22 protein-coding genes are annotated in these 25155 nt (G+C 66.3%); 7 read left to right on the plus strand and 15 right to left on the minus strand.

What is annotated here, in order from left to right; all coding sequences use genetic code 11:
- Positions 1 to 182 precede the first annotated feature (182 nt).
- Together R6258_RS16615 and lldD are read right to left on the minus strand one after the other, a co-directional pair.
- Positions 183 to 812: an HAD family phosphatase gene (locus R6258_RS16615; protein WP_318452820.1), complete on the minus strand. Its 630-nt coding sequence runs from the start codon at positions 810 to 812 to the stop codon at positions 183 to 185.
- A gap of 52 nt (positions 813 to 864) precedes the next feature.
- On the minus strand, positions 865 to 2022 hold the full coding sequence (gene lldD, locus R6258_RS16620) for an FMN-dependent L-lactate dehydrogenase LldD (RefSeq protein WP_318452821.1): 1158 nt from the start codon (positions 2020 to 2022) through the stop codon (positions 865 to 867).
- 401 nt (positions 2023 to 2423) lie between these two features.
- Here lldD and R6258_RS16625 point away from each other — a divergent pair, with 401 nt between their 5' ends.
- Genes R6258_RS16625 through R6258_RS16635 form a run of 3 tightly spaced genes read left to right on the plus strand, consistent with a single transcriptional unit; the run spans position 2424 to position 6889 of the window.
- The gene (locus R6258_RS16625) at positions 2424 to 3209 is read left to right on the plus strand and encodes a GntR family transcriptional regulator (RefSeq protein WP_318452822.1); all 786 of its coding nucleotides are present in this window, start codon (positions 2424 to 2426) and stop codon (positions 3207 to 3209) included.
- A gap of 13 nt (positions 3210 to 3222) precedes the next feature.
- On the plus strand, positions 3223 to 5511 hold the full coding sequence (locus R6258_RS16630; protein WP_318452823.1) for an ATP-binding protein: 2289 nt from the start codon (positions 3223 to 3225) through the stop codon (positions 5509 to 5511).
- On the plus strand, positions 5504 to 6889 hold the full coding sequence (locus R6258_RS16635) for a sigma-54 dependent transcriptional regulator (RefSeq protein ID WP_318452824.1): 1386 nt from the start codon (positions 5504 to 5506) through the stop codon (positions 6887 to 6889). Before R6258_RS16630 ends, R6258_RS16635 begins: the two co-directional genes overlap by 8 nt.
- Positions 6890 to 6904: 15 nt before the next feature.
- Here R6258_RS16635 and R6258_RS16640 read toward each other — a convergent pair whose 3' ends face one another.
- From R6258_RS16640 to R6258_RS16650, 3 genes are all read right to left on the minus strand, one after another.
- Positions 6905 to 7576, minus strand: a complete 672-nt coding sequence (locus R6258_RS16640) for a metal-dependent hydrolase (RefSeq protein WP_318452825.1) — start codon at positions 7574 to 7576, stop codon at positions 6905 to 6907.
- A gap of 79 nt (positions 7577 to 7655) precedes the next feature.
- The gene (locus R6258_RS16645; RefSeq protein WP_318452826.1) at positions 7656 to 8192 is read right to left on the minus strand and encodes a gamma carbonic anhydrase family protein; all 537 of its coding nucleotides are present in this window, start codon (positions 8190 to 8192) and stop codon (positions 7656 to 7658) included.
- A gap of 69 nt (positions 8193 to 8261) precedes the next feature.
- Positions 8262 to 9602, minus strand: coding sequence for a sodium-dependent transporter (locus R6258_RS16650; RefSeq protein WP_318452827.1), 1341 nt, complete (start codon positions 9600 to 9602; stop codon positions 8262 to 8264).
- Between the two features lie 193 nt (positions 9603 to 9795).
- Here R6258_RS16650 and prlC point away from each other — a divergent pair, with 193 nt between their 5' ends.
- Both prlC and R6258_RS16660 read left to right on the plus strand, forming a co-directional pair.
- Positions 9796 to 11847 carry an oligopeptidase A gene (gene prlC / locus R6258_RS16655; RefSeq protein ID WP_318452828.1) on the plus strand — a complete coding sequence of 684 codons (2052 nt, stop codon included), beginning with the start codon at positions 9796 to 9798 and terminating at the stop codon, positions 11845 to 11847.
- A gap of 11 nt (positions 11848 to 11858) precedes the next feature.
- The gene (locus tag R6258_RS16660) at positions 11859 to 12110 is read left to right on the plus strand and encodes a YheV family putative zinc ribbon protein (RefSeq protein WP_318452829.1); all 252 of its coding nucleotides are present in this window, start codon (positions 11859 to 11861) and stop codon (positions 12108 to 12110) included.
- 72 nt (positions 12111 to 12182) lie between these two features.
- Here the strand turns inward: R6258_RS16660 and R6258_RS16665 are convergent, their stop codons facing one another.
- The 3 genes from R6258_RS16665 to R6258_RS16675 form a co-directional block, all read right to left on the minus strand.
- The gene (locus tag R6258_RS16665) at positions 12183 to 13565 is read right to left on the minus strand and encodes a TRAP transporter large permease (protein WP_318452830.1); all 1383 of its coding nucleotides are present in this window, start codon (positions 13563 to 13565) and stop codon (positions 12183 to 12185) included.
- Positions 13562 to 14119 carry a TRAP transporter small permease gene (locus R6258_RS16670; protein ID WP_318452831.1) on the minus strand — a complete coding sequence of 186 codons (558 nt, stop codon included), beginning with the start codon at positions 14117 to 14119 and terminating at the stop codon, positions 13562 to 13564. The genes R6258_RS16665 and R6258_RS16670 overlap by 4 nt, the downstream gene beginning before the upstream one ends.
- A 71-nt stretch (positions 14120 to 14190) precedes the next feature.
- Positions 14191 to 15189 carry a TRAP transporter substrate-binding protein gene (locus R6258_RS16675; protein WP_318452832.1) on the minus strand — a complete coding sequence of 333 codons (999 nt, stop codon included), beginning with the start codon at positions 15187 to 15189 and terminating at the stop codon, positions 14191 to 14193.
- Between the two features lie 456 nt (positions 15190 to 15645).
- Here R6258_RS16675 and R6258_RS16680 point away from each other — a divergent pair, with 456 nt between their 5' ends.
- Entirely contained in the window at positions 15646 to 16257 is a 612-nt protein-coding gene (locus R6258_RS16680) for a superoxide dismutase (protein WP_318452833.1), read from the plus strand.
- A 121-nt stretch (positions 16258 to 16378) separates the two neighbouring features.
- Here the strand turns inward: R6258_RS16680 and sodC are convergent, their stop codons facing one another.
- From sodC to R6258_RS16695, 3 genes are all read right to left on the minus strand, one after another.
- Positions 16379 to 16939 (minus strand): superoxide dismutase [Cu-Zn] SodC, encoded by a 561-nt coding sequence (gene sodC / locus R6258_RS16685; RefSeq protein ID WP_318452834.1) that lies wholly within the window; start codon positions 16937 to 16939, stop codon positions 16379 to 16381.
- Positions 16940 to 17021: 82 nt separating this feature from the next.
- Positions 17022 to 17861, minus strand: coding sequence for a methylenetetrahydrofolate reductase [NAD(P)H] (gene metF / locus R6258_RS16690; protein WP_318452835.1), 840 nt, complete (start codon positions 17859 to 17861; stop codon positions 17022 to 17024).
- A 169-nt stretch (positions 17862 to 18030) separates the two neighbouring features.
- On the minus strand, positions 18031 to 18975 hold the full coding sequence (locus R6258_RS16695; protein WP_318452836.1) for a cation diffusion facilitator family transporter: 945 nt from the start codon (positions 18973 to 18975) through the stop codon (positions 18031 to 18033).
- Between the two features lie 140 nt (positions 18976 to 19115).
- Here R6258_RS16695 and R6258_RS16700 point away from each other — a divergent pair, with 140 nt between their 5' ends.
- On the plus strand, positions 19116 to 20045 hold the full coding sequence (locus tag R6258_RS16700; RefSeq protein ID WP_318452837.1) for an AEC family transporter: 930 nt from the start codon (positions 19116 to 19118) through the stop codon (positions 20043 to 20045).
- Positions 20046 to 20060: 15 nt separating this feature from the next.
- Here the strand turns inward: R6258_RS16700 and R6258_RS16705 are convergent, their stop codons facing one another.
- From R6258_RS16705 to nuoK, 4 genes are read right to left on the minus strand one after another with little or no spacing between them, the layout of a single operon-like run.
- Positions 20061 to 21467: an NADH-quinone oxidoreductase subunit N gene (locus R6258_RS16705; protein WP_318452838.1), complete on the minus strand. Its 1407-nt coding sequence runs from the start codon at positions 21465 to 21467 to the stop codon at positions 20061 to 20063.
- Positions 21467 to 22951 (minus strand): NADH-quinone oxidoreductase subunit M, encoded by a 1485-nt coding sequence (locus R6258_RS16710; protein ID WP_318452839.1) that lies wholly within the window; start codon positions 22949 to 22951, stop codon positions 21467 to 21469. The genes R6258_RS16705 and R6258_RS16710 overlap by 1 nt, the downstream gene beginning before the upstream one ends.
- Complete coding sequence (locus tag R6258_RS16715; RefSeq protein ID WP_318452840.1) at positions 22948 to 24816, minus strand: NADH-quinone oxidoreductase subunit L; 1869 nt, start codon at positions 24814 to 24816, stop codon at positions 22948 to 22950. The genes R6258_RS16710 and R6258_RS16715 overlap by 4 nt, the downstream gene beginning before the upstream one ends.
- On the minus strand, positions 24816 to 25121 hold the full coding sequence (gene nuoK / locus R6258_RS16720) for an NADH-quinone oxidoreductase subunit NuoK (RefSeq protein ID WP_318452841.1): 306 nt from the start codon (positions 25119 to 25121) through the stop codon (positions 24816 to 24818). Before nuoK ends, R6258_RS16715 begins: the two co-directional genes overlap by 1 nt.
- Positions 25122 to 25155 lie beyond the last annotated feature (34 nt).

Consider the following 25155-nt stretch of genomic DNA (forward strand, 5'->3'; position numbering starts at 1 on the left):
ATAGGAACAAGACCTTGCGCCACCTCCACCGCCTGCGACGTGGGTCCGTCGTGAGCAGCGGATGCGTACTTTACGGCTCGACAGCGGTGAACGCAAGGATTTTTTGCGACCAAGGTCGCAATGGTTTCATGTCCGCCCCCTATACCCCAGCGCGTGAGCCCCAGGAGTCGGACAAGGAAGGCTCAATTGGCCGCGAGCGGCTCGAGCACGTCGAGCGCCGCCAGCGCCTCGCGCAATTCCTCGAGACCGCGCACCTGGGTAGCCGGCATGCCCAGCGCATGGGCGCCCTCGATACACTCGGGATTGTCGTCGAAGAAATGCACCCGACTCGGCTCGACCCCGAGTTCGCTGCAGACCCGCCGGTAGGCCTCGGCATCGGGCTTGCGCGCGCCGAGCTGATGGGAAGCAAAGGCCCGCTCGAAGGGCGCATCGAGACGATAGTCGTCGATCAGCCGCGGCCAGTGAACGGGATTGGTATTGCTCAGCACGGCGCGACGATAGGCGGGACGGATGCGCTCGATCAGCTCCAGCGCTCCCGGGTAGGGACCGCGCATCCAGCCATCGAACACCTCGAGGAGCGCCTGCGGCGTCATGTCGAGACCGAGCGCCTCGACCGCTTCCCGGGCGAAGTCCGCCCCGTCGTCGTCACCGGTCTCGAACGCCGTCAGTGCCGCGAAGCCCATCCAGAAGCGCCGGGCCTGTTCGGCATCGAAACGCCCCTGCATCAACTCGACCAGCCCGGACGTGCCGCGCCAGTCGACCAGTACCCCACCGGCATCGAATAACAGTACTTCTACTCTTTCTTCGGCCATGCCGCTCTCTCTAGTTGGTTGTGAATACGTAGCGAATCAGCATGGCGAAGAATCACCACGAGTTCACGCGGCTCGAGCCCGAAACCAGCGAATCCGGACCCAGCTCGGCAATGCTGCGCGCCCCGGTGAGCGTCATCGCAACCCGCATCTCCTTATCGAATAGCTCGAGCAGATGGGCGACGCCGGACTCCCCGGCAGTCGCGAGTGCATAGATGAAAGCACGTCCAAGCAATACGGTATCGGCGCCCAAGGCGATCATGCGCACGACGTCGAGCCCATTACGCACGCCGGAATCGGCCAGGATCGCCAACTCGCCCTTGACCGCGTCGGCGATGGCCGGCAAGGCACGCGCGGTAGATAAGACACCATCGAGTTGGCGGCCGCCATGATTGGAAACGACGATGCCATCCGCACCGAAGCGGACGGCATCACGAGCATCCTCGGGGTCGAGTATCCCCTTGATGATCATCGGGCCATCCCAGAATTCGCGAATCCACTCCAGATCCTTCCAGGAGATAGCGGGATCGAAATTCTGGCCGAGCCAGGCCATGTAGTCCTCGAGCTCCGTCGGCTCGCCGCGGTAGACCGATACGTTGCCTAGATCATGTGGACGGCCATGAATGCCCACATCCCAGGTCCAGAAAGGATGCGTCGCGGCCTGGAGCATTCGCCGGATCGCAGCGTGCTTGCCGCTCATGCCGGAATGGGCATCGCGATAACGCGCCCCCGGCACGGGCATGTCGACCGTGAAGACGAGCGTCTTGACGCCGGCGGCCTTGGCTCGCTCCAGGACATGCTTCATGAACCCCCGATCCTTCAGCACATAGAGCTGAAACCAGATAGGACGATCGACTGCCGAGGCGACCTCGTCGATGGCGCATACCGACACCGTCGACAGCGTAAACGGTACTCCTTTCCTGGCCGCGGCTCTCGCCGCCTGCACCTCACCTCGCCTGGCGTACATGCCCGCCAGTCCCACGGGGGCCAGGGCAACGGGCATGGCCAGGGTCTCGCCGAACAGCTCGGTCTCCAGCGACAGGGAGGACATATCCTTCAGCACACGCTGGCGCAACGCGATACCGGCAAGATCCTCGACATTGCGTCGCAGCGTATACTCGGCGTAAGCGCCCCCGTCGGCGTAGTGAAACAGAAAGGGTGGAATACGGCGCTTGGCGGCCTGGCGATAGTCCGTGGAAGCTGAAATGATCATGGCGAGCCCTGTGCAATGGATGCGCTATCGAGGGAAATGTATCGATGAGTGGCCATCGAAGAATCCGTGCCGGCCGAGCGACATCCATCACACCCGGCTAATTGGTAATACCAATTGACAATTGGCCTCAGAAGCACCTTATGGTCAAGTTCCTGAACGAGTCAACCAGCTACCACGGTGGCCAGGCGGATAGCGGTTATGCCTTGGTGGCGTATTTTCACTACGGAGACGGCCACTTGACACCGGCCAGCCTCAGAACGGCCAATGGCTGTGGTATGCCCAACGTCGCCAGCCAGATAGGTAAAACCAATTCAGTCCACGCGATTCGCTGCGGCCTTCTGAGACAATTCACCTAGCCCTTTACCGCGCCCCGTCAGTCACCCTTTTCACGAGAACAATGCATGGTCTACCAGCCGGTTCGCCAGCCGCGCATCGCCGATGTCATCACCGAGCGCCTGGAGTCGATGATTATCGAGGGCAGCCTCGCACCGGGACAGCGCCTGCCGCCGGAGCGTGCACTCGCCGAGCGCTTCGGCGTCTCGCGACCTTCCCTGCGCGAAGCGATCCAGAAGCTCGCCGCACGCGGCCTGCTGAGCAGCCGCCAGGGCGGCGGCACCTTCGTCAACGAGGAACTGAAGAGCGGCTATAGCGACCCTCTGCTTGAGATGCTCTCGCGTCACGATGAATTCCACCTCGACCTGCTCGAGTTCCGCGACGCCCTCGAAGGGCTCTCCGCCTACTATGCCGCGCTGCGCTCGACGCCCGCCGACAAGAAGTTGCTCAAGCGGCGCTTCGCGGAACTCGAGACCTGCTACGCCGAACCGGCGCTGCAGGACGACCCGCATCGTGAAGCCAAGGCCGACGCCGCCTTTCACCTGGCGATCGCCGAGTCCGGTCACAACGTGCTGCTGCTGCATACCATTCGCGGCATCTTCCATCTGCTGGAGAAGAGCATCGTCTCGAGCCTCGCTCACCTGTTCGAGCGCCCCGGCTCGCGCGAGCAGTTGATGGCCCAGCACCGCGCGCTGCTCGAGGCGATTCTCGAAGGCCGTGCCGAGGATGCCCGGGCGCGGGTCCATGAGCACCTGGCCTTCGTCGAGCAGGGCCTTTACGAGCTGGAGCGCGCCGAGACCCGTGCCCAGCGCGCCCTGCGCCGTACCCATGCCCTGCCCGAGCGCACCGAGTGAGGGCTCACTGACGATGCAGGCGACCCGACTCCCCTCGCGCTGGCGACGCCTGCTGCTATTGCTGGTGCCGCTGGGCCTGGCGCTATGTGTCTGGCAGGCGATCCAGCTGGCCCGCGACCAGGCTCTCGATACGCTCTACAGCGAAGCGCATAACGAACTGCGGCTGTCCGCCGCGGGCGTCTCGGCCTATCTGTCGCGCCACGATTACCTGCCACGCCTGCTGGCCAGCCGCGAAGCGGTCGGCCGGGCACTGGCCCACCCCGACGATGCGCAGGTGGTCGACCGGCTCAACCGCATCCTCGACGAATTCCGCGTCGCCAGCGACGTCTCCGACATCTACCTGCTCGACCGCCAGGGCACCACCCTGGCCGCCAGCAACTGGGCACTGCCCCACAGCTTCGTCGGCCAGAACTACGGGTTCCGGCCCTATTTCAAGGAGGCCATCCAGGGCCGCATGGGCCACTTCTACGGCCTGGGCACCCAGTCCGGCGAGCGCGGCTACTATTTCTCGGCGCCGGTGTGGGCCGACGAATCCGGGCGAGCGCGCATCGCCGGGGTGATGGTGGTCAAGGTGTTGATCGCTCCGCTCGAGGCCAACTGGACCGGCCAGAACGGCGAGTTGCTGATCAGCGATGGCAATGGCGTGGTGTTCATGGCCAGCCAGCCGGAGCTACGCCTGATGAGCCTCGCGCCGCTGGATGCCGAAGTACGCGCGCGCCTGCGCGAGACTCGCCGCTACGACGGCGCCCGATTGGCCCCGCTGCCCCTCGACCGGCTCAGCTCACGGCCCGACGGCTCGCAACTCGTGCGCTTCGAAGCCGGCCCGCTGGCCGGTCGCGGGTTCCTTTCGGTGAGCCGTACGTTGCCCGACCAGAACTGGCAGATACACATGCTCAAGCCCCTCGACTCGCTGAAAAGCGCCCAATGGCAGGCGGCCTTCCTCGCCGCGGGACTGTATGGCGTGGTGGTGCTGGGCAGCGGCATCGGCTGGCAGCGCCACCGGCTGCGCCGCGAGCGCGAACTGTTCGCCAACCGCGAAAGGCGCGCCCTGGCCGAAGGCCAGGCCCGCGTGCGCGGCATCATCGACCGTACCCGCGCCGGCCTGCTGGTGCTCGACGAGCGCTCGGCGCTGACCTACCTCAACCCCACCGCCCAGGCGCTGTTCGGCCACACCCCGGCGGCGGTCGAGGGACGCCAGCTCACCGAACTGCTGGCCCCCGCCGATGCGCGTCGCATCGACGCCCTGCGTCGCGACGCCTGGCATCGCTCGACCGCCGAAAGCCCGGCGATCGAGGTCGTGGCGCTGCGCCCCGGCGGCCAGCACGTGCCACTGGAGCTGACCGTCGGGGCGCTGGTCAGTCCCCACGGCCAGCGCTGGCTGGCCACGGTGTTCGACATCAGCGAGCGCAAGGCTCAGGAACAGGCCCTGGCGCGGGCGCGCGATCAGCTCGAACAGCGCGTCGCCGAACGCACCCGCGACCTGCTCGACTCCAACCGCCGGCTATCCGCGGAGATCGACGAACGCCGCCGCGCCGAAACCGACCTGCGCCAGGCCCAGGACGAATTGATTCAGGCCGCCAAATTGGCAGTGCTGGGACAGATGGCGGCCGGCATCAATCACGAGCTCAACCAGCCGCTGGCGGCGATCCGCGCCTATGCCGAGAATGCCAGCGCCTTCATCGCTCGCAACCGCCTGGATGCCGCCGACGCCAACCTAGCGCAGATCGTCGAACTCACCGCGCGCATGGCCGAGATCAGCGCCCAGCTCAAGCAGTTCTCGCGCAAGAGCGGCGACAGCCTCGCCGCGGTCTCGGTCCAGGCCGGCTTCGGCTATGCCCTGCGCCTGTACCGGGCGCGGCTGCTCAGTGCCGACGTCACGATCATCCGCGACTGGTCCGCCGACGAGGTGTGGGTGCATGCCGATCCGGTACGCCTCGAGCAGGTGCTGGTCAACCTGATCGGTAACGCGCTGCAGGCGATGACCGATACACCCGAGCCACGCCTGGAGCTGAGCATCGCCAACGTCGCGGGCCGTGTGCGCATCGCCGTGCAGGACAGCGGCCCGGGGATCGCCGAAGCGCACCTGGGACGCGTCTTCGAACCCTTCTTCACCACCAAGCCGGTCGGCAAGGGCCTGGGGCTGGGGCTGTCGATCTCGGCGCGCATCGTCGAGGATCTCGGCGGCCGGCTCGAGGCCTGCAATGCCGCTGCCGGCGGCGCGCGGTTCACTATCGACTTGCCGGCCGGCGAAGCGGCCCCGGCGGCAACCCGTCATCACGCGCAAGAGGATCACCATGCATGAGTCCGACGCAACGCCGGTATTGATCGTCGACGACGAGGAGCACCTGCGCATCACCGCCGGCCAGACACTCGAACTGGCCGGCTATCGTCCCCAGGCGGTGAGCAATGCCGAAGCCGCCCTGGCCGCGCTGAGCGACGATTATCCCGGGGTGCTGGTCAGCGACATCCGCATGCCGGGCATGGACGGCCTGGCGCTGTTGCGCGAGGTGCGCCGCCGCGACCCCGACCTGCCGGTGATCCTGATCACCGGCCACGGCGACATTTCCACGGCCGTGGAGGCGATGCGCGAAGGCGCCTGGGATTTCCTGGAGAAGCCGTTCGCCGGCGAGCGGCTCGCCGACGTGGTACGCCGCGCCGCGGAGAAGCGCCGACTGAGTCTCGAGAACCGCCGCCTCAAGGCCGAGCTCGACGCCCAGCGCGCCGCGCCGGGGCCACGCATCGTCGGGCGCACGACGGCCATGCAGCACCTCTCGGCGATGCTGCAGCGCGTCAGCCAGGTGGAGACCGACGTGCTGTTGTTCGGCGAAACCGGCGTGGGCAAGGACCTGGTGGCCCGCTCGCTGCACGAGCGCAGCGCGCGCAGCGGCCATCCCTTCGTCGCCATCAACTGCGGCGCGGTGCCCGAGAGCATCATCGAATCGGAACTGTTCGGGCACGAGAAGGGCGCCTTCACCGGTGCCGTCGAACGGCGCATCGGCAAGTTCGAGTACGCCAATGGCGGCAGCGTGTTCCTCGACGAGATCGAGTCGATGCCGCTGGCGCTACAGGTCAAGCTGTTGCGGGTGCTGCAGGAGCGCTCGATCGAGCGCTTGGGATCCAACCAGTCCGTGGCGCTGGATATCCGCATAATCGCCGCGACCAAGACCGACCTCAAGGTCGCCGCCGAGCGCGGCGAATTCCGCGAGGATCTTTATTACCGGCTCAACGTGGTGACCGTGCCGATCCCGCCGCTGCGCGAGCGCCGCGAGGACCTGCCGCTGCTGTTTCAGCACTTCGCGGTGGTCGCCGCCAACCGCAGCGGACTCGAGGCGCCGCCGCTCGACGCCGCCGGCGTCTCGGTGCTGATGGCCCACGACTGGCCCGGCAACGTGCGCGAGCTGCGCAATCTCGCCGAGCGCTTCGTACTGCTCGGCGCGACCTACGATTACCGTCTCGAGCGACTTGTCGAGGGTGGCGACAGCGGCACCGGCGAGATGACCCTGCCGCAGCAGGTCGAGCTGTTCGAGAAGAGCCTGATCAGTCAGTCGCTGGCCAATCACGGCGGACGCGTCAACGAAGTCTGCGAACACCTCGGACTGCCGCGCAAGACCTTCTACGACAAGCTCAAGAAGTACGACCTGCGCGCCGAGGACTATCGCCTGCGCCACGCCGGCGACTAGGACACGGCGGGCATGCTAATGCCACAGCCGCGCCCCCTGGCTGACCAGCTCGGCGAGCGCCTGCCAGGGCGGCAGCCACGGCGCCAGGCCCGCCGCCAGCATCAGCATGACCAGCGAATTGCCCGGCTCGCGATAGTCGAACAACTTGAGCGCGGTGCCGAACGAGCGCTTGAGCCGCGAGCCGGCCAGGTCGACGCTGTAGACTTCGTCGAGCAGCAGATGAATCATCCCGCCGAGCATCAACGCCAGCCCCTGCGACCAGGCCTGCCAGGCATCCTGCGCCAGCCATTGGTAACTCAGCGTGGTGATGCCGAGCCCGCACAAGCCGGTCGCCAGCAGCGAATGCCAGATGCCGCGGTGCACGGTGAAACGTCGAAACACCGCGCCGACACCGAAACGCACCCCGAGATAGAGTCCACCGCAGGCGACCAGCAGTCCTGCCAGGTTGAGCCGCGATTGCAGCCACAGGACTCCGGCCACCACCGCCAGCAGCGCGACCAGGTTGAAGATCAGCCGAATGGAATGAGAATGATCGGAGTCGACGTCCGGCAGGATGCCGCCGAAGGCGGTCAGTGCGGCCAGCGACGCACCGTCGACCGGCGACCACAGGGCGGCCTGCCAGCCACTCACGGCGAGCAATGCGCCGCCGGAAACGGCGACACTCAAATGGGTACGGAAGTCGGCCACGCAACGCCTGCCAGAAAAGCTGGATATAAATCCAGATTATCCCCAGAGTGGCCCTGAAAAACAATCGCTTGCCGCGAACTTAGTCGTCTGCGACCAGGTACTGGTCCTTGAGCTTGACGTAATTGCCGGCGGTATAGCGAAAGAACGCCCGCTCGCTGTCCTTGAGCGGACGCAGCGGCTTGGCCGGGTTGCCGGCGTAGACGTGGCCGCTCTCGAGCCGCTTGCCCGGCGTGACCACCGCACCGGCGGCGATGATCACCTCGTCCTCGACCACCGCCCCGTCCATTACCGTCGCACTCATGCCCACCAGCACCCGGTCGCCCACCGTGCAGCCATGCAGGATCGCCTTGTGGCCGATGGTCACGTCATCACCGATGGTCAACGGGTGACCGCCGGGATTGAAATCGCTGGCGTGGGTGATATGCAGCACGCTGCCGTCCTGGACGCTGGTGCGCGCACCGATGCGGATACGGTGCATGTCGCCGCGGATCACTGCCATCGGCCATACCGAGCAGTCGTCGCCGAGCGCCACGTCGCCCAGCACGACACAGGCGGGGTCGATGTAGACGCGATCGCCGAGTTGCGGCGTATGGCCTTGAAAGGTTCTCAGACTCATGGGCTCATCTCCTGGACAGTCGGGCCCGCCGTACGCAACGTTGCGGGCCTCGCGTTCAAACCCTCACAGTCAAAACAATCCCGACAGCAATACCACCGCGACCAGCGGGATCGACACGCAACGCACCAGCGTCTGCCAGCTGCGGAAACCCGCCGGCCCGGCGCCCAGCGCCAGTTCGGCGCTATCGCGCGGCATCACCCAGGCGGCGAAGATCGCGATCAGCAGGCCGCCGACGGGCAGGAACAGGTCGGTGGGCACGGTGGTCACCAGGTCGAAGAAGTTCATGTCGCCGATCCAGTGCACCTCGGCCATCGACGAGAACGAGAACACCGACAGCAGGCCCACCGCCCATACCGCAATACCCACACAGGCTGCCGCGCGGCCGCGCTTTAGTCCCCAGCCCTGCAGGGTGACCACCATCGGCTCGGCGAGGTTGATCGACGAGGTCCAGGTCGCCAGCAGCAATAATAGGAAGAATACCCCCAACCACAGCGACCCGCCGGGCAATTCGGCGAAGGCGATCGGCAGGGTGACGAACATCAGCCCCGGCCCTTCGCCCGGGTCCAGGCCCTGCGAGAACACTACCGAGAAGATCGCGATCCCCGACAGCAACGCCACCGCCACGTCGAGCACCGCGACGGCGCCGACCGCCCGCGGCAGGCTCTGATCGTCGGGCATGTAGGCACCGTAGGCCATCAACGCGCAGGCGCCTAACGCCAGCGTGAAGAAGGCATGGCCCATGGCGTTGAGCACCACCGGCACGCTCAGCGCCGCGAGATCGGGCGTGAACAGCCAGGCCATCGCCGTACCGAAGCCGTTGGTGGTGGTGGCGTAGGCCGCCAGCACGATCAGCAACAGGTAGAGCAGCGGCATCAATAGATTGTTGAGCTTCTCGAGGCCGCCGGTAATGCCCGCCGCGACCACCGACATGGTCAGCAGCATGAACAGGGTGTGATTGAAGGTCATGCGCAGCGGATCGGCGAGAAACTCGTTGAAGTTGGCGCCCACCGCCTCCGGGGGCATGCCCGTAAAATTGCCATTGACCGATTCGACCAGGTACTCGATCGACCAGCCCGAGACCACCGAGTAGAACGACAGGATGAAGAACACCGTGATCACGCCGAACAGGCCCAGCCAGCGCCAGTGCGGCGAGGCCCCGGCCTGGCGCGCCAGGTGGCCCAGCGACTGCATCGGGCTGCGCCGTCCGGCGCGTCCGATGAGGATCTCGGCCATCATCACCGGCAGCCCCAGCAGCACGACGAAGACCACGTATAGCAACAAGAACGCCGCACCGCCGTTCTCGCCGGTCATGTAGGGGAAGCGCCAGATGTTGCCCAGGCCCACCGCGGCCCCGGTGACCGCGAGTATGAATGCACGCCGTGAGCTCCAGCGTTCCAGCGTTTCGTTCATGATCCCCTATCCTTTAATGGCGCGACCCGCACTCGGCCGAGCGTGGGCAACGTGCCCCCGAGCAACGTGCCCCGAGCGAAAGCGCAAGACTAGCAGGCCGGCCCGCGACCGCCAATGGCGCAGCCGGTCATTGAAACCCGCCGCTCGCGCCCGCATCTATCTCGGTATATCCGGTTTCACACGAGGTTCCGTCATGTCCCGCAATCCGCTGCTCGAATCGCATACCCTGCCGCCCTTCGGCGAGATTCAGCCCGATCATGTGGTTCCGGCAGTCGAGCAGATCCTCGATGAGAACCGTAGCGCCATCGATCGCCTGGCCGAGCAGGCCAGTCGCGAGACGCCGACCTGGCAGAGCCTGGCCGCGCCCATCGAGGAACTCAACGACCGGCTGTCGCAGGCCTGGTCGCCGGTATCGCACTTGAACGGCACCATGAACAGCCCGGCGCTGCGCGACGCCTACCAGGCCTGTCTCGGCAAGCTTTCCGAATACGGCACCTGGCTGGGCCAGCACGAGGGGCTGTTCCGCGCCTACCAGGCGCTCAAGGACTCGCCGGCCTACGCCGAGCTGGCTCCGGCGCAGCAGCGCTCGGTCGACAATACACTGCGCGACTTCCGCCTCGCCGGCGTCGATCTGGCGGCCGACGACAAGCGTCGCTACGGCGAGATCCAGGCCCGGCTCTCCGAGCTGACCAACACCTTCTCCAATCATGTGCTCGATGCCACCCAGGCGTGGCACAAGGACATCGCCGACGCCGAGGCGCTCGACGGCCTGCCCCAAAGCGCGCTGGACACGCTCAGGGCCAACGCCGAGGCCAAGCAGCTCGACGGTTATCGCATCACCCTGGATTTCCCCAGCTTCTTCCCGGTGATGAGCTACGCCCACGACCGGGGGCTGCGCAAGGAGGTCTATACCGCCTTCGTGACCCGCGCCTCGGAGCTCGGTCCCAACGCCGGCGAATACGACAATGCGCCGCTGATCGAGGAGATCCTCGCGCTGCGCCAGGAGCTCGCTCGGCTGCTGGGCTTCGCGACCTACGCCGACTACTCGCTGGCGACCAAGATGGCCGAATCCCCCGCCCAGGTGCTCGAGTTCCTCGCGGACCTGGCCAAGCGCGCCCATCCCCAGGCGCAGGAAGAGTTCAACGAACTCGAGGCCTTCGCCAAGGAAACGCTCGGCCTCGACGACTTGCAGCCCTGGGATGTCGGCTACGCCAGCGAAAAGCTGCGCGAGGCCCGCTACGCCATCTCCGAGGAGCAGCTGCGTCCCTACTTCCCCGCGCCACAGGTGATCGATGGCCTGTTCCGGGTCACCGAACGGCTCTACGGCGTGCAGTTCGTCGCCGACGACGATGCGCCGCGCTATCACCCCGACGTGCGCTACTACGCGATCCGCGAGGGCGACACGCCGATCGCCGGCTTCTATCTCGACCTCTACGCCCGCGAGGGCAAGCGCGGCGGGGCCTGGATGGACGAGTGCCGGGTGCGCCGCGAGCGCGAGGATGGCAGCCTGCAGTTGCCGGTCGCCTACCTGACCTGCAACTTCACCCGCCCGGTGGGTGGCAAGCCGGCGCTGCTCACCCACGACGAGGTGACCACGCTGTTTCACGAGTTCGGCCACGGCCTGCATCACATGCTGACCCGCCAGACCGTCGCCGACGTCTCGGGCATCAACGGCGTGGCCTGGGACGCGGTCGAGCTGCCCAGCCAGTTCATGGAAAACTTCTGCTGGGTGCGCGAGGGGCTGGACATGATCGCCGCCCACGTCGACACCGGCGAGCGCCTGCCCGACGAGTTGCTCGGCAAGCTGCAGGCGGCACGCAACTTCCAGTCGGCGATGGGCATGCTGCGCCAGGTCGAGTTCTCGCTGTTCGACTTCCGCCTCCACCATGAACTCGAAGCGCCCACGGCCGGCGACGTCCAGCGCCTGCTCGATGCGGTGCGCGATCAGTATTCGGTGGTGCCGCGCGCCGACTTCAACCGCTTCCAGAACAGCTTCGGGCATGTCTTCGCCGGCGGCTACGCGGCCGGTTACTACAGCTACAAGTGGGCGGAAGTGCTGTCGGCCGACGCCTACGGCGCCTTCGAGGAGGCCGGCGTGTTCGACGCCGACACCGGCAAGCGCTTTCGCCGCGAGATCCTCGAGCAGGGCGGCTCGCGCGATGCCGCCGAGCTGTTCAAGGCGTTCCGCGGCCGCGAACCCAGCGTCGAGCCCCTGCTTCGCCATAGCGGCATCCGCGCCGCCTGACAGGAGAGAGCATGTCGATCCCCAAACGCTTCATCGCCGGCGCCATCTGTCCACGCTGCGCGGCCATGGACAAGGTGCGCACCTGGGAGGCCAACGGCATCCGCTACCGCGACTGCGTGGCCTGCGACTTTTTCGAGCAGTTGCCGATCGAGGAGCAGGACGCGCCGGAACTCGCCACCCGGGTCAACAAGGCGCGCGAAGACGAACGACGCAACAGCGTGCAGCCGGTGCGCATCCTCGACCCCAAGGGTCCCAAGGGCTAGCCGAACGCCAGGAGGCATGAAAACGAAAAGGCCCCGCCGATGGCGGGGCCTTTTGCGTTCCAGCCTGCGACCTCAGGACAGCAGGTTCGGCAGCCACAGCGAGATCGCCGGCACGTAGGTGATCAATATCAAGAAGCCGAGCAGCAAGCACAGCCAGGGTAGGCAAGCCTTGATCACCCAGCCGATCGAGCGTCCCGTGATCCCCGCGGTGACGAACAGGTTGAGCCCCACCGGCGGCGTAAGCATGCCGATCTCCATGTTGACCACCATGATGATGCCCAGATGGATCGGATCGATGCCCAGCTGCATGGCGATGGGGAACAGGATCGGCGCCATGATCAGCAGGATCGCCGAGGGTTCCATGAAGTTGCCCGCCGCCAGCAGCAGCAGGTTCACGACGATCAGAAAGCCCCACGCCGGCAGGCCCCAGGAGACGATCACCTCGGCGATGTGATGCGGGATGCGCTCGGTGGTCAGCACGTGGGCGAAGAGCATGGCGTTGGCGATGATGAACAGCAGCATCATCGACACCTTGGCGCCGTCCAACACTACGCCGCGCACCTCGCGGTTGGTGAAGGAGCCAACGATGGCCAGCGGCACCTGCCACAGGCTGCGCGCCAGCGCGCCCCCCAGGCTCTCGCCGGGACGCTTCCACGGGTCGTCCTTGAGCGGCCCCATGTCGCGGTAGCCGACCACGGCCACCAGCCAGGCATAGATCGCGGCAATCGCCGCCGCCTCGGTGGGGCTGGCCACGCCGCCATAGATCGTGCCCAGCACCAGCAGGATCAGCAGCAGGCCGGCCAGGGCCTTGCCGCCCGAGCGAAACAGCTGGCCGAATCCCGGGAAAGGCTGGGCCGGCAGCTTCATGTATCGCGCCGAGACATAGATGGCGACCATCAGGATGCCGCCCATCAACAGCCCCGGAATCAGGCCGGCCATGAACATCTTGGCCGCCGAGACCTCGGTGGCCGCCGAGTAGACCAGCATGACGATCGACGGCGGGATCAGGATGCCCAGCGTGCCGGCGTTGGCGATCGCCCCGGCGGCATAGGATTGCGGATAGCCCTGACGCACCATGCCGGCGATGGTTATCGAGCCGATCGCGGCGACGGTGGCCGGCGACGATCCGGAAACGGCGGCGAACAGCATGCAGGCCATCACCGAGGCCATCGCCAGCCCGCCCTTGACGTGGCCCACGACGTCGGTGGCGAAGTTGATCAGGCGGCGTGCCACGCCGCCGGTGGACAGGAAGGCGCTGGACAGGATGAAGAAGGGGATCGCCAGCAGCGTATAGTGATGCGAGACCGCCTCGAACAGCTTGATGGCGATCGAGCCCAGCGAGTCGTTGGAAAACAGCAGGATCGTCGTCACGCTGGAAAAACCCAGCGCGAAGGCGATCGGCATGCCCAGGAAGATGGCGAGGAACAGCAGGATGAACAGGGTCGCGATGGTCACGGGCGGCCCTCCTTGTCATAGTCTTCGGGGTCGCGCTGTTCGGCGAGACGCATGCTTTCCTGGCCTTCGTCGGAGAAGCCGAAGCTGTCGGTATCACCCTTGATCACGCGCCAGCCGAGTTCGAGAAAACGCAGGATCAGCAATGCCATGCCGACCGGCAGAATCAGCGTGGCCTGCCACTTGGGAATCGGAATGTCCTGAAGCTCGATGCCGATCATGTGGGTCAACTGGAGGTACTGATAGCTGCCCACGAGAATCAGCGTGCAATAGGTCAGGCATACCGCCAAAGCGATCAGAGTGACGATCCGCCGGCCGCCACGCGGCAGCTTCTTGACCAGTACGTCGACGCCGATATGCGCGCCGTGCTTGACGCCCCACGACACGCCGAACAGCACGAACCAGCCCGAGAGATACAGCGAGCCCTCCTGCGCCCAGCTGATGCCCTGGGCGAGGACGAAACGATAGAACACCTCGACGCATACCAGGAACACCATGGCGACCAGCAGCGCGCAGAAGATCGTCTCTTCCAGCTTGTTGAGCCAGCGCACAATCATTGGTTTTACCTCGCTCGATCACAAAGACGGCGAGCCCTTGGGGCTCGCCGTCGTTCACGATGGCCGCTGCCTCAGCCCTCGTTGGCGGCTTGGGCGGCGTCGATCACGTCCTGGCCGATCTCGTCGGCGAACTGCTTCCACACCGGCTTCATGGCGTCGACCCACTGCTGGCGCTGTTCGGGAGTCAGCTCGATGATCTCGGACTTGCCGGAGTCGATGATCGCCTGCTTGGCCTCCTGGTTCTCCTGGGCGGAGATCTCGTTGCCATAGGCGATCGCTTTCTGCAGCGCCTCTTCGACGACCGGACGCACGTCATCCGGCAGGCCGTTCCAGAAGCTGGCTGAAGACACCACCATATAGTCGAGCAGGCCGTGGTTGGACTCGGTGATGTACGGCTGCACCTCGTAGAACTTCTGCGAGTAGATGTTCGAGTAGGTGTTCTCCTGACCATCGATCGCCTGGGTCTGCAACAGCAGGAAGACCTCGGAGAACGGCTTCTTGAGCGGCGCGGCATCGACCGCCTCGAACTGCGCCTGGAGTACGTCGGAGGTCATGATGCGGAACTTCTTGCCGGCGGCGTCCTCGGGCACGCGCAGCGGCTCGGAGGCCGACAGCTGCTTCATGCCGTTATGCAGATAGCCCAGACCGGTCAGGCCCTTCTCCTCCAGCGAGGTCAGCAACTGCTCGCCGGTCTCGCTGTTCTGGAAGCGCTCGACCGCGTCCATGTCCTTGAACAGGAACGGCAGGTCGAAGACCTGGAGCTGGTCGGTGTACTTCTGGAACTTGGAAAGTGCCGGTGCGGCGAGCTGGACGTCGCCCAGCAGCATGGCCTCGAGCACCTGGTCGTCGCCGTAGAGCTGGGAGTTGGGATAGACCTCGACGTCGACCTGGTCGCCGACCGAGCTCTTCTCGACGAGCTCCTTGAACTTCTCGGCCATCTGGCCCTTGGGGGTGTTCTCGGCGACCACGTGGGAGAACTTGATGGTGATCGGGTCGGCGGCGAAGGCCGAGCCGGCCATCAGGATACCGGCGGCCAGCGAGGTGAGCGAAGCGAGCTTGAGCGTACGCATGTTGTTGGCTCCTTACGGATGTTATAGCGGTGAAAGTTCTGGCGACCGTCCGGCTTGTTGTATCGGCCGCTCATTGGCCGCCTGCGACGGCACCTGTCGTCTCTCTTATGGCAATAGCTGTGCCAATAAGAGCAATATTCATGAAAACAATTGCTTACCAGCCATCATAGGCTTTGATAGCCACCCAAGGCCGAGCAACTGTGCGCATATCCACACAAGCTTGCCGAGCCGACGTGCGGAAATCCACACATTGCCTGATTTCCGCTGTCGCCGCACCGATATCCCGCCTATGTTTGAAAGCAGAATTCTTATCATCAACACTGATGGCAGATACCTTTACAATGGGCAGGTCGTGGCGGCGGCCTCTTTCGCCATTGCCGCGACGGCGATAGCCGCATTATCCGAGCCAAGGCGCCAGGACGCGTCATCAAGCAACGACAGTGGAGGAGATGCATCATGCAACACGAGTTTCCCGACTTACCCTACGCCTACGACGCGCTGGAACCGGTCATCGACGAAACCACCATGCGGGTTCACCACACCAAGCACCACAAGACCTACTTCGACAAGTTCGTCGATGCGATCTCGGGGACCGAACTGGAAAACCAATCGCTCGAGCAGATCTTCGCCAACATCTCCCAGCAGAAGCCGGTCGTGCGCAACAATGCCGGCGGTTTCTATAATCACGCCCTGTTCTGGAAGATGATGTCGCCGAACGGTGGTGGCGAGCCGCAGGGTGCGCTGGGTGAAGCGATCAACGCCAAGTACGGCTCGCTGGACGAGTTCAAGAAGGCCTTCCTGGGCGCCGCGACCGGTCAGTTCGGTTCCGGTTGGGCCTGGCTGGTGGTCAAGTCCGACGGCGAGCTGGAAATCACCTCGACCGCCAACCAGGACAACACCCTGATGGACGTCGCCAGTGTCCAGGGCAAGCCCGTGCTGGGCCTGGACGTCTGGGAGCACGCTTACTACCTGACCTACATGAACAAGCGTCCCGACTACGTCGAGAACTGGTGGCGCGTGGTCAACTGGGAATACGCCAACGAGCTCTACACGGCGGCCAAGTCCTGAATAATGGCCAGAGTGATCGGTAACGCCCGCTGAGTTCCAGCAGAGGCTAAGCCAAAAAAGCCCTACCGCGTGCGGTAGGGCTTTTTCTGTGGTCTGTCATCCCAAAAAGGGCGCGTGCCGATCAGGTACCGGTCGCGGGGGTCGCATCAGGATTCAAGCCGATGGTCCCGCAGGCGATGCGTGCGCCGCCACCGCCCAGCGCGGGGTTGTCGCTGTAATTGTCGCCGCCCTCGTGGATGATCAGCGCATGATTCTCGAGATCGGCCACCTCGAGACGCGGCGCCAGCACCGGCGTGGTGGCCTTGCCCTGATCGTCCACCGCGAGTGCCGGTAGATCGCCCAGATGGCCCTCGCCATTAGGCCCCTGGTGGGTGCCGGTGTTCTCGGGGTCGAGGTGGCTGCCGGCGGCCGCGGCCGCGGTTTTCTCGCCATCCTTCATGGCGGGCTCGCAGCTGGCGTTCTGGTGGACGTGGAAGCCGTGGCTGCCCGGTGGCAATTCCTCGAGTTCGGGAGTCAACAGCAATCCTTGCTCGGTATCCTCCAGCATGACGACACCGATCTTCTGGCCGAGGCCTTCGCTGGAAACCTGATGGATCGGCACTTGCTCTTCGGCGGCCTGCGCCGAGCCGGCGAGGAGCAGCGCGGCCCCCAGCCCCAGCGTGCATTGGCGAATCATGCTCATGGCGTTACCTCATCCGTGATGTGAACGTGCCTCTTCAGGCTAGTCAACGCCACGCCAGGCTGACAAACCGCCGGCCTCGCAATCAGGCAAGGTTATCGAGGATCCGCAATGACGGCGCCGACTGGTTGAGGGTATAGAAATGTAGCCCCGGCGCGCCGCCATCGAGCAGACGCTGGCAGAGATTCGATACCACTTCCTCGCCGAACGCCCGGATGCTCTCGCTATCGTCTCCGTAGGCTTCGAGCTGCTTGCGAATCCAGCGCGGTATATCGGCGCCGCAGGCATCCGAGAAGCGCGCCAGCTTGGTGTAATTGGTGATCGGCATGATACCGGGCACGATCGGCGCCTCGACGCCCAGCGCGCGGGCCCGTTCGACGAAGTGAAAGTACGCGTCAGCGCTGAAGAAATACTGGCTGATCGCCAGGTCGGCGCCGGCTTGCACCTTGCGTACGAAGTTCTGCAGGTCGTGTTCGAAACTCGGCGCCTGGGGGTGCGCCTCGGGATAGGCGGCGACCGCGATCTCGAAATGATCGCCGGTCTCGGCACGGATGAATTCGACCAGCTCGTTGGCGTAACGCAGCTCACCGATGCCGCCCATGCCCGACGGCAGATCGCCGCGCAGCGCCACCAGACTATCGATGCCGTCGTCGCGATAGCGGTTGAGCAGCTCACGCATCTGCGCCTTCTCGCTGCCGATGCAGGACAAGTGCGGCGCCGTGGTGATGCCGCACTCGCGCACCTGCTTGACCGTGTTATGGGTGCGCGCCTGGGTCGAGCCGCCGGCACCGTAGGTCACCGAGAAGAAGCGTGGCCGGCGCTCGGCCAGGGCATCGCGGGCCAGCAACAGCTTTTCCCGTCCAGCGTCGGTATTGGGGGGAAAGAATTCGAAACTGATGCCCAGCGGATACTCTCGTGTGCTCATCGGTCAACCCTTGTCCAGCGCAGTCGGCGTTTTTAGTGGGCCGCATCGCGGCCAGTCGATGCAGCGCATTGTGCCCCCCTAGCCGGTAGGGGACCAATGAAAGTTTCGCGCCGCAACTTCAATGACAGTCATGTTGGCGCTTGTCGAGATTCACGCTGGCCACGACGGCTCAGCGCGAGGCGACGCTCCCCGGCTCCGCGCAATCGCCACCGGTCAGGCAGGCATTGCCTTCGACCTGCAGGGTGGCGTGGCTGATGCCGAAATCCGCCTGAAGGCGGGCATAGGCCGTCTTCAGGATCGCCGGGTGCGAGATGTCATCGCGCACCACCAGGTGCAGACTCAGCAGTGGATCCTGCGGCGTCAATCCCCATACATGCAGGTCATGGACGCCGACCACGCCGTCGATGTCTTCCAGCGCCGTTTGAATCCTGTCGACATCGACGCCTTCCGGCGTGCCTTCGAGCAGGGTATGAGTCGAGCGCCGCAGGATCTTCCAGGCGGCACGCAGGATCAAGGCCGCGGCCAGCATGGACAGCAAGGGATCGATCGGCATCCACCCGGTCAGCATGATCACCAGCGCAGCCGCAATCGCCGCCACCGAACCCAGCAAGTCGCCCATCACATGCAATACCGCGCCGCGCAGGTTGAGATTCGCCTGATCGCCGCCGTGCAGGATCTTGAACACCATGAGATTCACCAGCAAGCCGAGTATCGCGATGGCCATCATCGGCCCGGCCAGCACGTCCACCGGCTGCGTGAAACGCTCGACGGCGGCGATGAATATCCATACCGCGATGCCCAACAGCGTCAGCCCGTTGATGAAGGCCGCCAATACCTGGAAGCGTTGATAGCCGAAGGTACGCCGCTTGTCCGGCGCCTTGTCGCCCATGTAGAAGGCGAATAGTGCCAGCCCCAGCGAAAAGCTGTCGCTGAACATGTGCCCGGCGTCGGCCAGCAGCGCCAGCGACCCCGCCATCCAGCCGCCGATCGCCTCCGCCAGCATGAAGCCGGCGGTCAGGTACATGGCGAGCTTGACGCGCCTGGCACTGTCGGCGGTGACCGTGGGTGCGTGGTCGTGGTCGTGGTCGTGGTCGTGGTCGTGGTCGTGCGCCATAGCGGACTCCGTTGACGAATTTGACTCAATTACCGCGCCTGTAGTCACTATAGGGTCAAGTATCGCCGGGACACCAGGCGCGGGCGCTGCCAATCAGCGCGACGAACAGGCATCATGGCGCTTTTGTCACGGAAACAGCGATGTCTCACGCCGATCTCTACCAACCGCTATGGATGCTGCTGGCTTTCGTCGCCCTGGGCTGGCTGTGCGCCCGCCGGCTGGCGCTCGACCCGCGCCCCATCGCCACGCTGCTGATCTATGTCATCGCCCCGCTGACCTTCTTTCGCGCCCTGGTGCTCGGCGATCCGGGCGCCGACGACCTGCTGCTCAGCGCGGCGCTGTTCCTGCTGTCGAGCGCCATCGCGCTGCTGGTCGCGCGGCTGGCCCGGCCGTTCTTCGCCGCCGAGGAGAGCGCCTTGCTGGCGTTCTCCTCGGGCACCGGCAATACCGGCTACTTCGGTCTGCCGATCGCCATGGTGCTGCTGCCCCCCGAAGGCGTGACCCAGTATCTGTTCTGCCTGCTGGGAATCAACCTTTTCGAGTTCACCGTCGGCTTCTACCTGAGTGCCCGCGGGCGCTTCTCGGTGCGCCAGAGCCTCGTGCGCATCGCCCGGCTGCCGCTGATCTACGCCTTTCTCGCCGCGCTGCTGGTCAGCGGCCTCGGCGTGCCGCTGCCCGGCGCGTTGCTCGACGGGCTCGAGTACTTCAAGTACTGCTATACCGTGCTCGGCATGATGATCATCGGCATGACCCTCGGCCGGGTGACCCTACGCGAGTTCGACACGCGCTTCATCGCCGCCTGCGTGACGCTGCGCTATCTCGTCTGGCCGTTGCTCAGCGTCGCCGCGGTGGCGCTGCTGCAGGCCAGCGTGGGCATCGACGCCACCCTGGCCACGGCGCTGCTGCTGCTCGGCGTGGTACCGATGGCCGCCAACGTGGTGGTGGTCGCCATGGAGCTCAACATCCGGCCCGAGAAGGGTGCCATCGCGGTGCTGCTGACGACCCTGGCGGCGCCGCTGTTGATCCCGCCCTATCTCGGGGTGCTGCTGGCAATGGTCGGGCTGGAATGATCCCGAAGCGCAGCACTAGCCGACGAAGCCGATCCCCATCAGCGGCGCCAGCAGCGCCTGTACCGCAACGCTGATGACGATCAGCAGCGCCGCCGTCAGCGCCAGCGTCCAACCCGACGCCCGGCCCAGCACGGCGATTTCGCCCGACGGCGACTCGAACAGCAGCGTGGCGGCGACGCGCAGGTAATAGTAGAGCGAGATCACGGTGTTGATCACCGCGAGCACGGCCAGCCAGGCATGGCCGCCCGCGATTGTCGCCTCGAACAGCAGCAGCTTGCCGACGAAGCCCACCAGCGGCGGGATGCCCACCAGCGACAGCAGTGCGACGATCAGCACCGCGCTGGCCAGCGGCCGGCTGTGCCCCAGCCCGCGATAGTCGTCGAGCGCGGTGCGCCCGCGCCAGTGGGTGACCACCGCGAAGGCGGCCAGATTGGCCACCGCATAGGCGGCGAGGAACGCCAGCAGCGCCGGCATCGCGCGCGGCGCCGAATCGAGGACCACGATCGCCATCAGCGCATAGCCGGACTGCGCTACCGACGACCAGCCGAGCAACCGGCGCAGGTCGCGCTGGCGCAGTGCCGCCAGGTTGCCCAGCGTCATGGTCACCGCCGAGATCAGCGCGACGATCGCCGGCCAGGCGACCGCATCGGGCAGCAAGGCGACGAAGCGCGCCAGGGCCAGCGCCGCAGCGATCTTGGGAACCACCGTCAGCAGCGCGGCGACCGGCGCCGGCGCGGCCTGGGCGACGTCCGGCAGCCAGGAGTGGCCGGGAAACGCCGCCAGCTTGAAGCTCAGGCCAATGACGATGCAGGCCACTGCCACCACCAGCCCCCAGGGATCGGCCCCGGCGGCCAACGCCGCGGCGGTGGCCGCATAGCCGGGGTCGCCGACCAACCCGAACAGCAGCACCACGCCGAGTACCAGCAGCGCATTGGTCAGCGCGCCGATCAGGTAGTATTTCATCGCCGCCTCGAGCGCCGGTGCCCAGCCGCGATGGAAGGCCGCCAGTGGATAGCTGGCCACCGAGGTCAACAGCACCCCGACCATCAGCTCCATGGTGTCGTGGGCCGAGGCCATCATCAGCGCGCCGAGCAGCGTGAACAGGCACAGCGCGTAGTATTCACCGTGGCGACGATCGCCACGCAGCCAGTCCGGCGACAGGCCGACGCACACCGCGCCGCCGGTCAGGATCAACAGCTTGGCGACGATCGCCGGGCGATCCAGTGCCCACACCCCGGCGAAGCTCAGCTGTGGCGCCTGCGTCCACTGCGCCACGCTGGCCGCCGCCGCGCCGGCCAGCGCGACCAGTGCCAGCCCGGCGGCCCACGCCTGGTGGCGCTGCGCGGCGAAGGAGGCGAACAGCACGATCACCACCGCCGCCAGCAGCAGGATGAGTTCGGGAAGCAGATCGCCGACCGGCATCAGCGCCCTCCGACCAGCGCGCCCGAGGCCGACTCGAGCAGCGCAAGCACGAAGCTCGGGTAGACGCCGATGGTCACGATACCCAGCGACAGCACGCCGAGCACTAGCCCCTCGGCGCGATTCAGGTCGCTGAAGGTGCCCAGCGAAGCCGGCAGATGGCCGAAGAACAGCCGCCGCAGCATGTCCAGGAACAGCGCCGCGGTGATCAGGATGCCGACGATCGCCACTGCCGCCAGCCAGGGGTAGACGGCGAAGGTGCCGGCGAACACCTGGAATTCGGCGACGAACCCGGCCAGCCCGGGCATGCCCAGGCTGGCGAAGGCGGCCAGCACCGTGAAGCCGGTGAGCCGCGGCGCCTGGTGGGCCAGGCCACCGTAGCGGCCCAATTCGTAGCCGCCGGTGCGTTGCCACAGCGAGCCGCTGATGAAGAACAGCGCCCCGGTGATCAGGCCATGCACGACCATCTGCAGCGAGGCCCCGGTCAGCGCCAGCTGCCTTGCGGCCGGGTCGCCCCATGCCGACGCCGCCACGGCGATGCCCAGCACGCTATAGCCCATGTGGTTGATCGAGGTGTAGGCGATGCGCCGCTTGAGATTGCCCTGGCCCAGCGCCACCAGCGCCCCATAGACGATCGCCAGCAGTGCCAGCGCCCCGACCCAGGGCGCATAGCGGGCGAAGGTCCCGGGCATCATCGAAAGCGGCAGGCGGATCATGCCGTAGACGCCCATCTTGAGCAGCACCCCGGCGAGAATCGCCGAGACCGGCCCCGGGGCGTCGACGTGGGCCTGCGGCAGCCAGGTGTGCAGCGGCACCAGCGGGGTCTTGATCGCCAGGCCCAGCATCAGCGCCAGGAACACCAGACCGGCGTAGAGCCCGCCGCCGGCCAGCGGGCGCTGCTCGATCAGTTGGCGCATGTCGAAGCTGTGCGGCTCGAGCGCCAGGTACAGGCCGATGATCGCCAGCAGCAGCAAGAGCGAGCCGGCGAAGGTGAAGAGGAAGAACTTGAGCGCCGAGAGCTGCGGCCGGCCATGTCCCCAGCGGCCGATCAGGAAGAACATGCCCACCAGGCTGAGATCGAAGAACACATAGAACAGCAGCAGGTCGAGGGTCAGGAACACCCCCAGCGACACGCCCTGCATGAACAGCAGCCAGGCGTAGTAGCCACGCGGCTCGCCGCGGGTATCGACGGGATAGACGGCCGCCGCGGTGAACAGCAGCGCGCTCATGGTCGCCACCGCCAGCGCGATGCCGTCGACCCCGAGCCGGTAGGCGACACCCAGCGACGGCACCCAGGGCAGCTCGGTAACGTACTGGAACTGCGGCCCCTGCGGGTCGAATCCCAGCCAGGCGACGATCAGCGCCGCTAGCGAGACGGCGGCGGTGCCCATGGCCAGCCGACGCACCTGAACGGCGTTCCAGTGCGGATAACCGGCCAGTGCGAGTGCCCCCAGCAGGGGTACGACCAGGGCAATACTCAGGATCACAACAGGACTCCTATCACCAGCAAGCTCAGGACAAGCGCGACACCGATGGCGATACCGCTGTAGTAGTGGTGGGTCTGGCCGCTCTGGGCGCTGCGCGCCCACCCGCCGGCCCGGTCGGTCAGGCGGCTCAAGCCGCCGGGCAGGCCATCAGCGAGCGTTTCGCCGCGCCCCGCGCTGCGCCGTGCCAGGGCGTCGGCGAAGCGCGCCGTGGCGTGCAGTCCGGCATCGACCCTCGCATCGTCGAAGCGCGCCAAACGCCGGGCAAGCGCGGTGACCGCGCCCGCCACGCGCGCGAGCAGCGCGGTCAGGCCGAACCACTCGGCGACGACGGCCTGACTGGCCGAGGCCGGCTCGACCCGGCGTCCGGGGCGGGTCATCAGCAGGCCGCCGACGATCCCCGCCAGCACCAGCGCCAGCGACGCCAGCAGCAGCCACAAGTGGCTGGGCGGCCAGTGGGTCGCCAGCCAGCCGGCGACGGCCTGGTGTGCGGGCGGCCACCACAAAATCGACAGCAGCAGCGTACCGGCCGCCAGGCTGCGCAGCGCGACGATCTCGCCGCGGGTGGGAGGCGTCGACGGCGGCAGGCGATCGTGCGTTTGGCGGTCGGCGCGACCGTAGGCCAGGCGCTGGAAGCGAGTCGCGTAGAGCGCGCTCAGCCCGCCGGCCAGCGCCACCCCCAGCGCCAGCCAAAGCGACTGCTGGCTGGCCGCCGAGGCGACCTGCTCCTTGCTCCAGGCCGAGCCCAGCGGAATCATCCCAGCCAGCGCCAGACTCGAGACCAGCGTAGTCGCGGCGACGCCCGGCAGCCGGCGGCCGAGACGCATGCCGGCCAATTCATAGCCGCCGGACTCTTTGGCGGCGAGCCCGGCAGACAGGAACAACCCGGCCTTCATGAACGCATGGGCGACGAAGTGCACCAGCGCCACCGCCGGAAAGCCCGCCCCCACCGCCAGCCACATCAACCCGTACTGCGATGAGGTCGAGGCCGCCAGCAGCTTCTTGGCATGGCCCTGGCAGATTGCCGTCATGGCACCCGCCAGCGCGGTGGTCAGGCCGATCGCGATCACCAGCGGCACGAACCAGGCCACGCCGTCGAGGATCGGCTGCAGACGCGCCAGCAGATAGAGCCCCGCGGCCACCAGGGTTGCCGCGTGCAACAGGGCCGAGACCGACACCGGCCCGGCCATGGCGGCGAACAGCCAGGCGGAAAACGGCAGCTGTGCCGACTTGGCGGCGGCCGCCAACACGATGCCGGCCACCGCGATGTCCAGTAACGGTCCCTCGAGCGCGGCTAGGTCGGCGTAGCCGAAGCCGCCGCTGCCGGCGAATACCGCCGCCGCGGCGACGTATAGCCCCAGATCGCCGCAGCGCGTGGTCAAAAAGGCCGTCAGCGCATCGCGCGTCACTTCCGCCTCGCCCCAGCGGTAACCGATCAGCGCCCACGAGCAGGCGCCGATCAGCTCCCAGGCGATCAACAGCATCAGCAGGTCGTCGGCCAGCACCAGCAGTTGCATGGCTCCGACGAAGGCGACCAACAGCGCCAGCAGCCGAACACCGCCCCGGCCGGTCTCGCCCGGCGGTAGCTCGTGGAAGCCCGCGTAGACGATGATCGGCAGCGCGATCAGCGGCACCGCCAGGGTAAACACCGCCGCCGCATCCGACGGCGCCAGGGTCAACGCCAAGACGTCGCTCCAGCGATACGCCGCCTCGCCCCAGCCGGTGGCCAGCGCGAGCGCCGCCAGCCCCAGCGTGGCCAGCACGGCCAACGCCGCCGACGCCGTCACGGCGATGCGTCCCAGCCGCGCGCCACCTAGGTAGAGCAGCGCCGCCGCGCCTATCGGCAACAGTCCCAGCGACCACAACATCAGTGCTTGAGCTCGTCGAGCGCTTCGGTGGTGTCGGCCTGCTTACCGCGGAATACCGCCACCACCAGCGCGAAGCCCATGGCCATCTCGATGGCCATTACCGCCATGACGATGATCGTTAGCAATTGCCCTTCCGGCGCGCCCGCGCCGCTATAGGCCCAGAACGCCACCGCGGCCAGCATGACGCCATTGAGCATCAGCTCGAGCCCCATCATCAGCATCACGAACGACTGCTGCGACAGCGCGCCATACAGGCCGATGCCGATCAGCGCGGCGGCGACCAGCAGGAGGGTTACCAAGGTCATTCCACGTCTCCCTGTGTTGATCGCTCCCTGGAGG

The organism is Halomonas sp. HP20-15, from assembly GCF_033446685.1.
GTDB lineage: Bacteria > Pseudomonadota > Gammaproteobacteria > Pseudomonadales > Halomonadaceae > Modicisalibacter.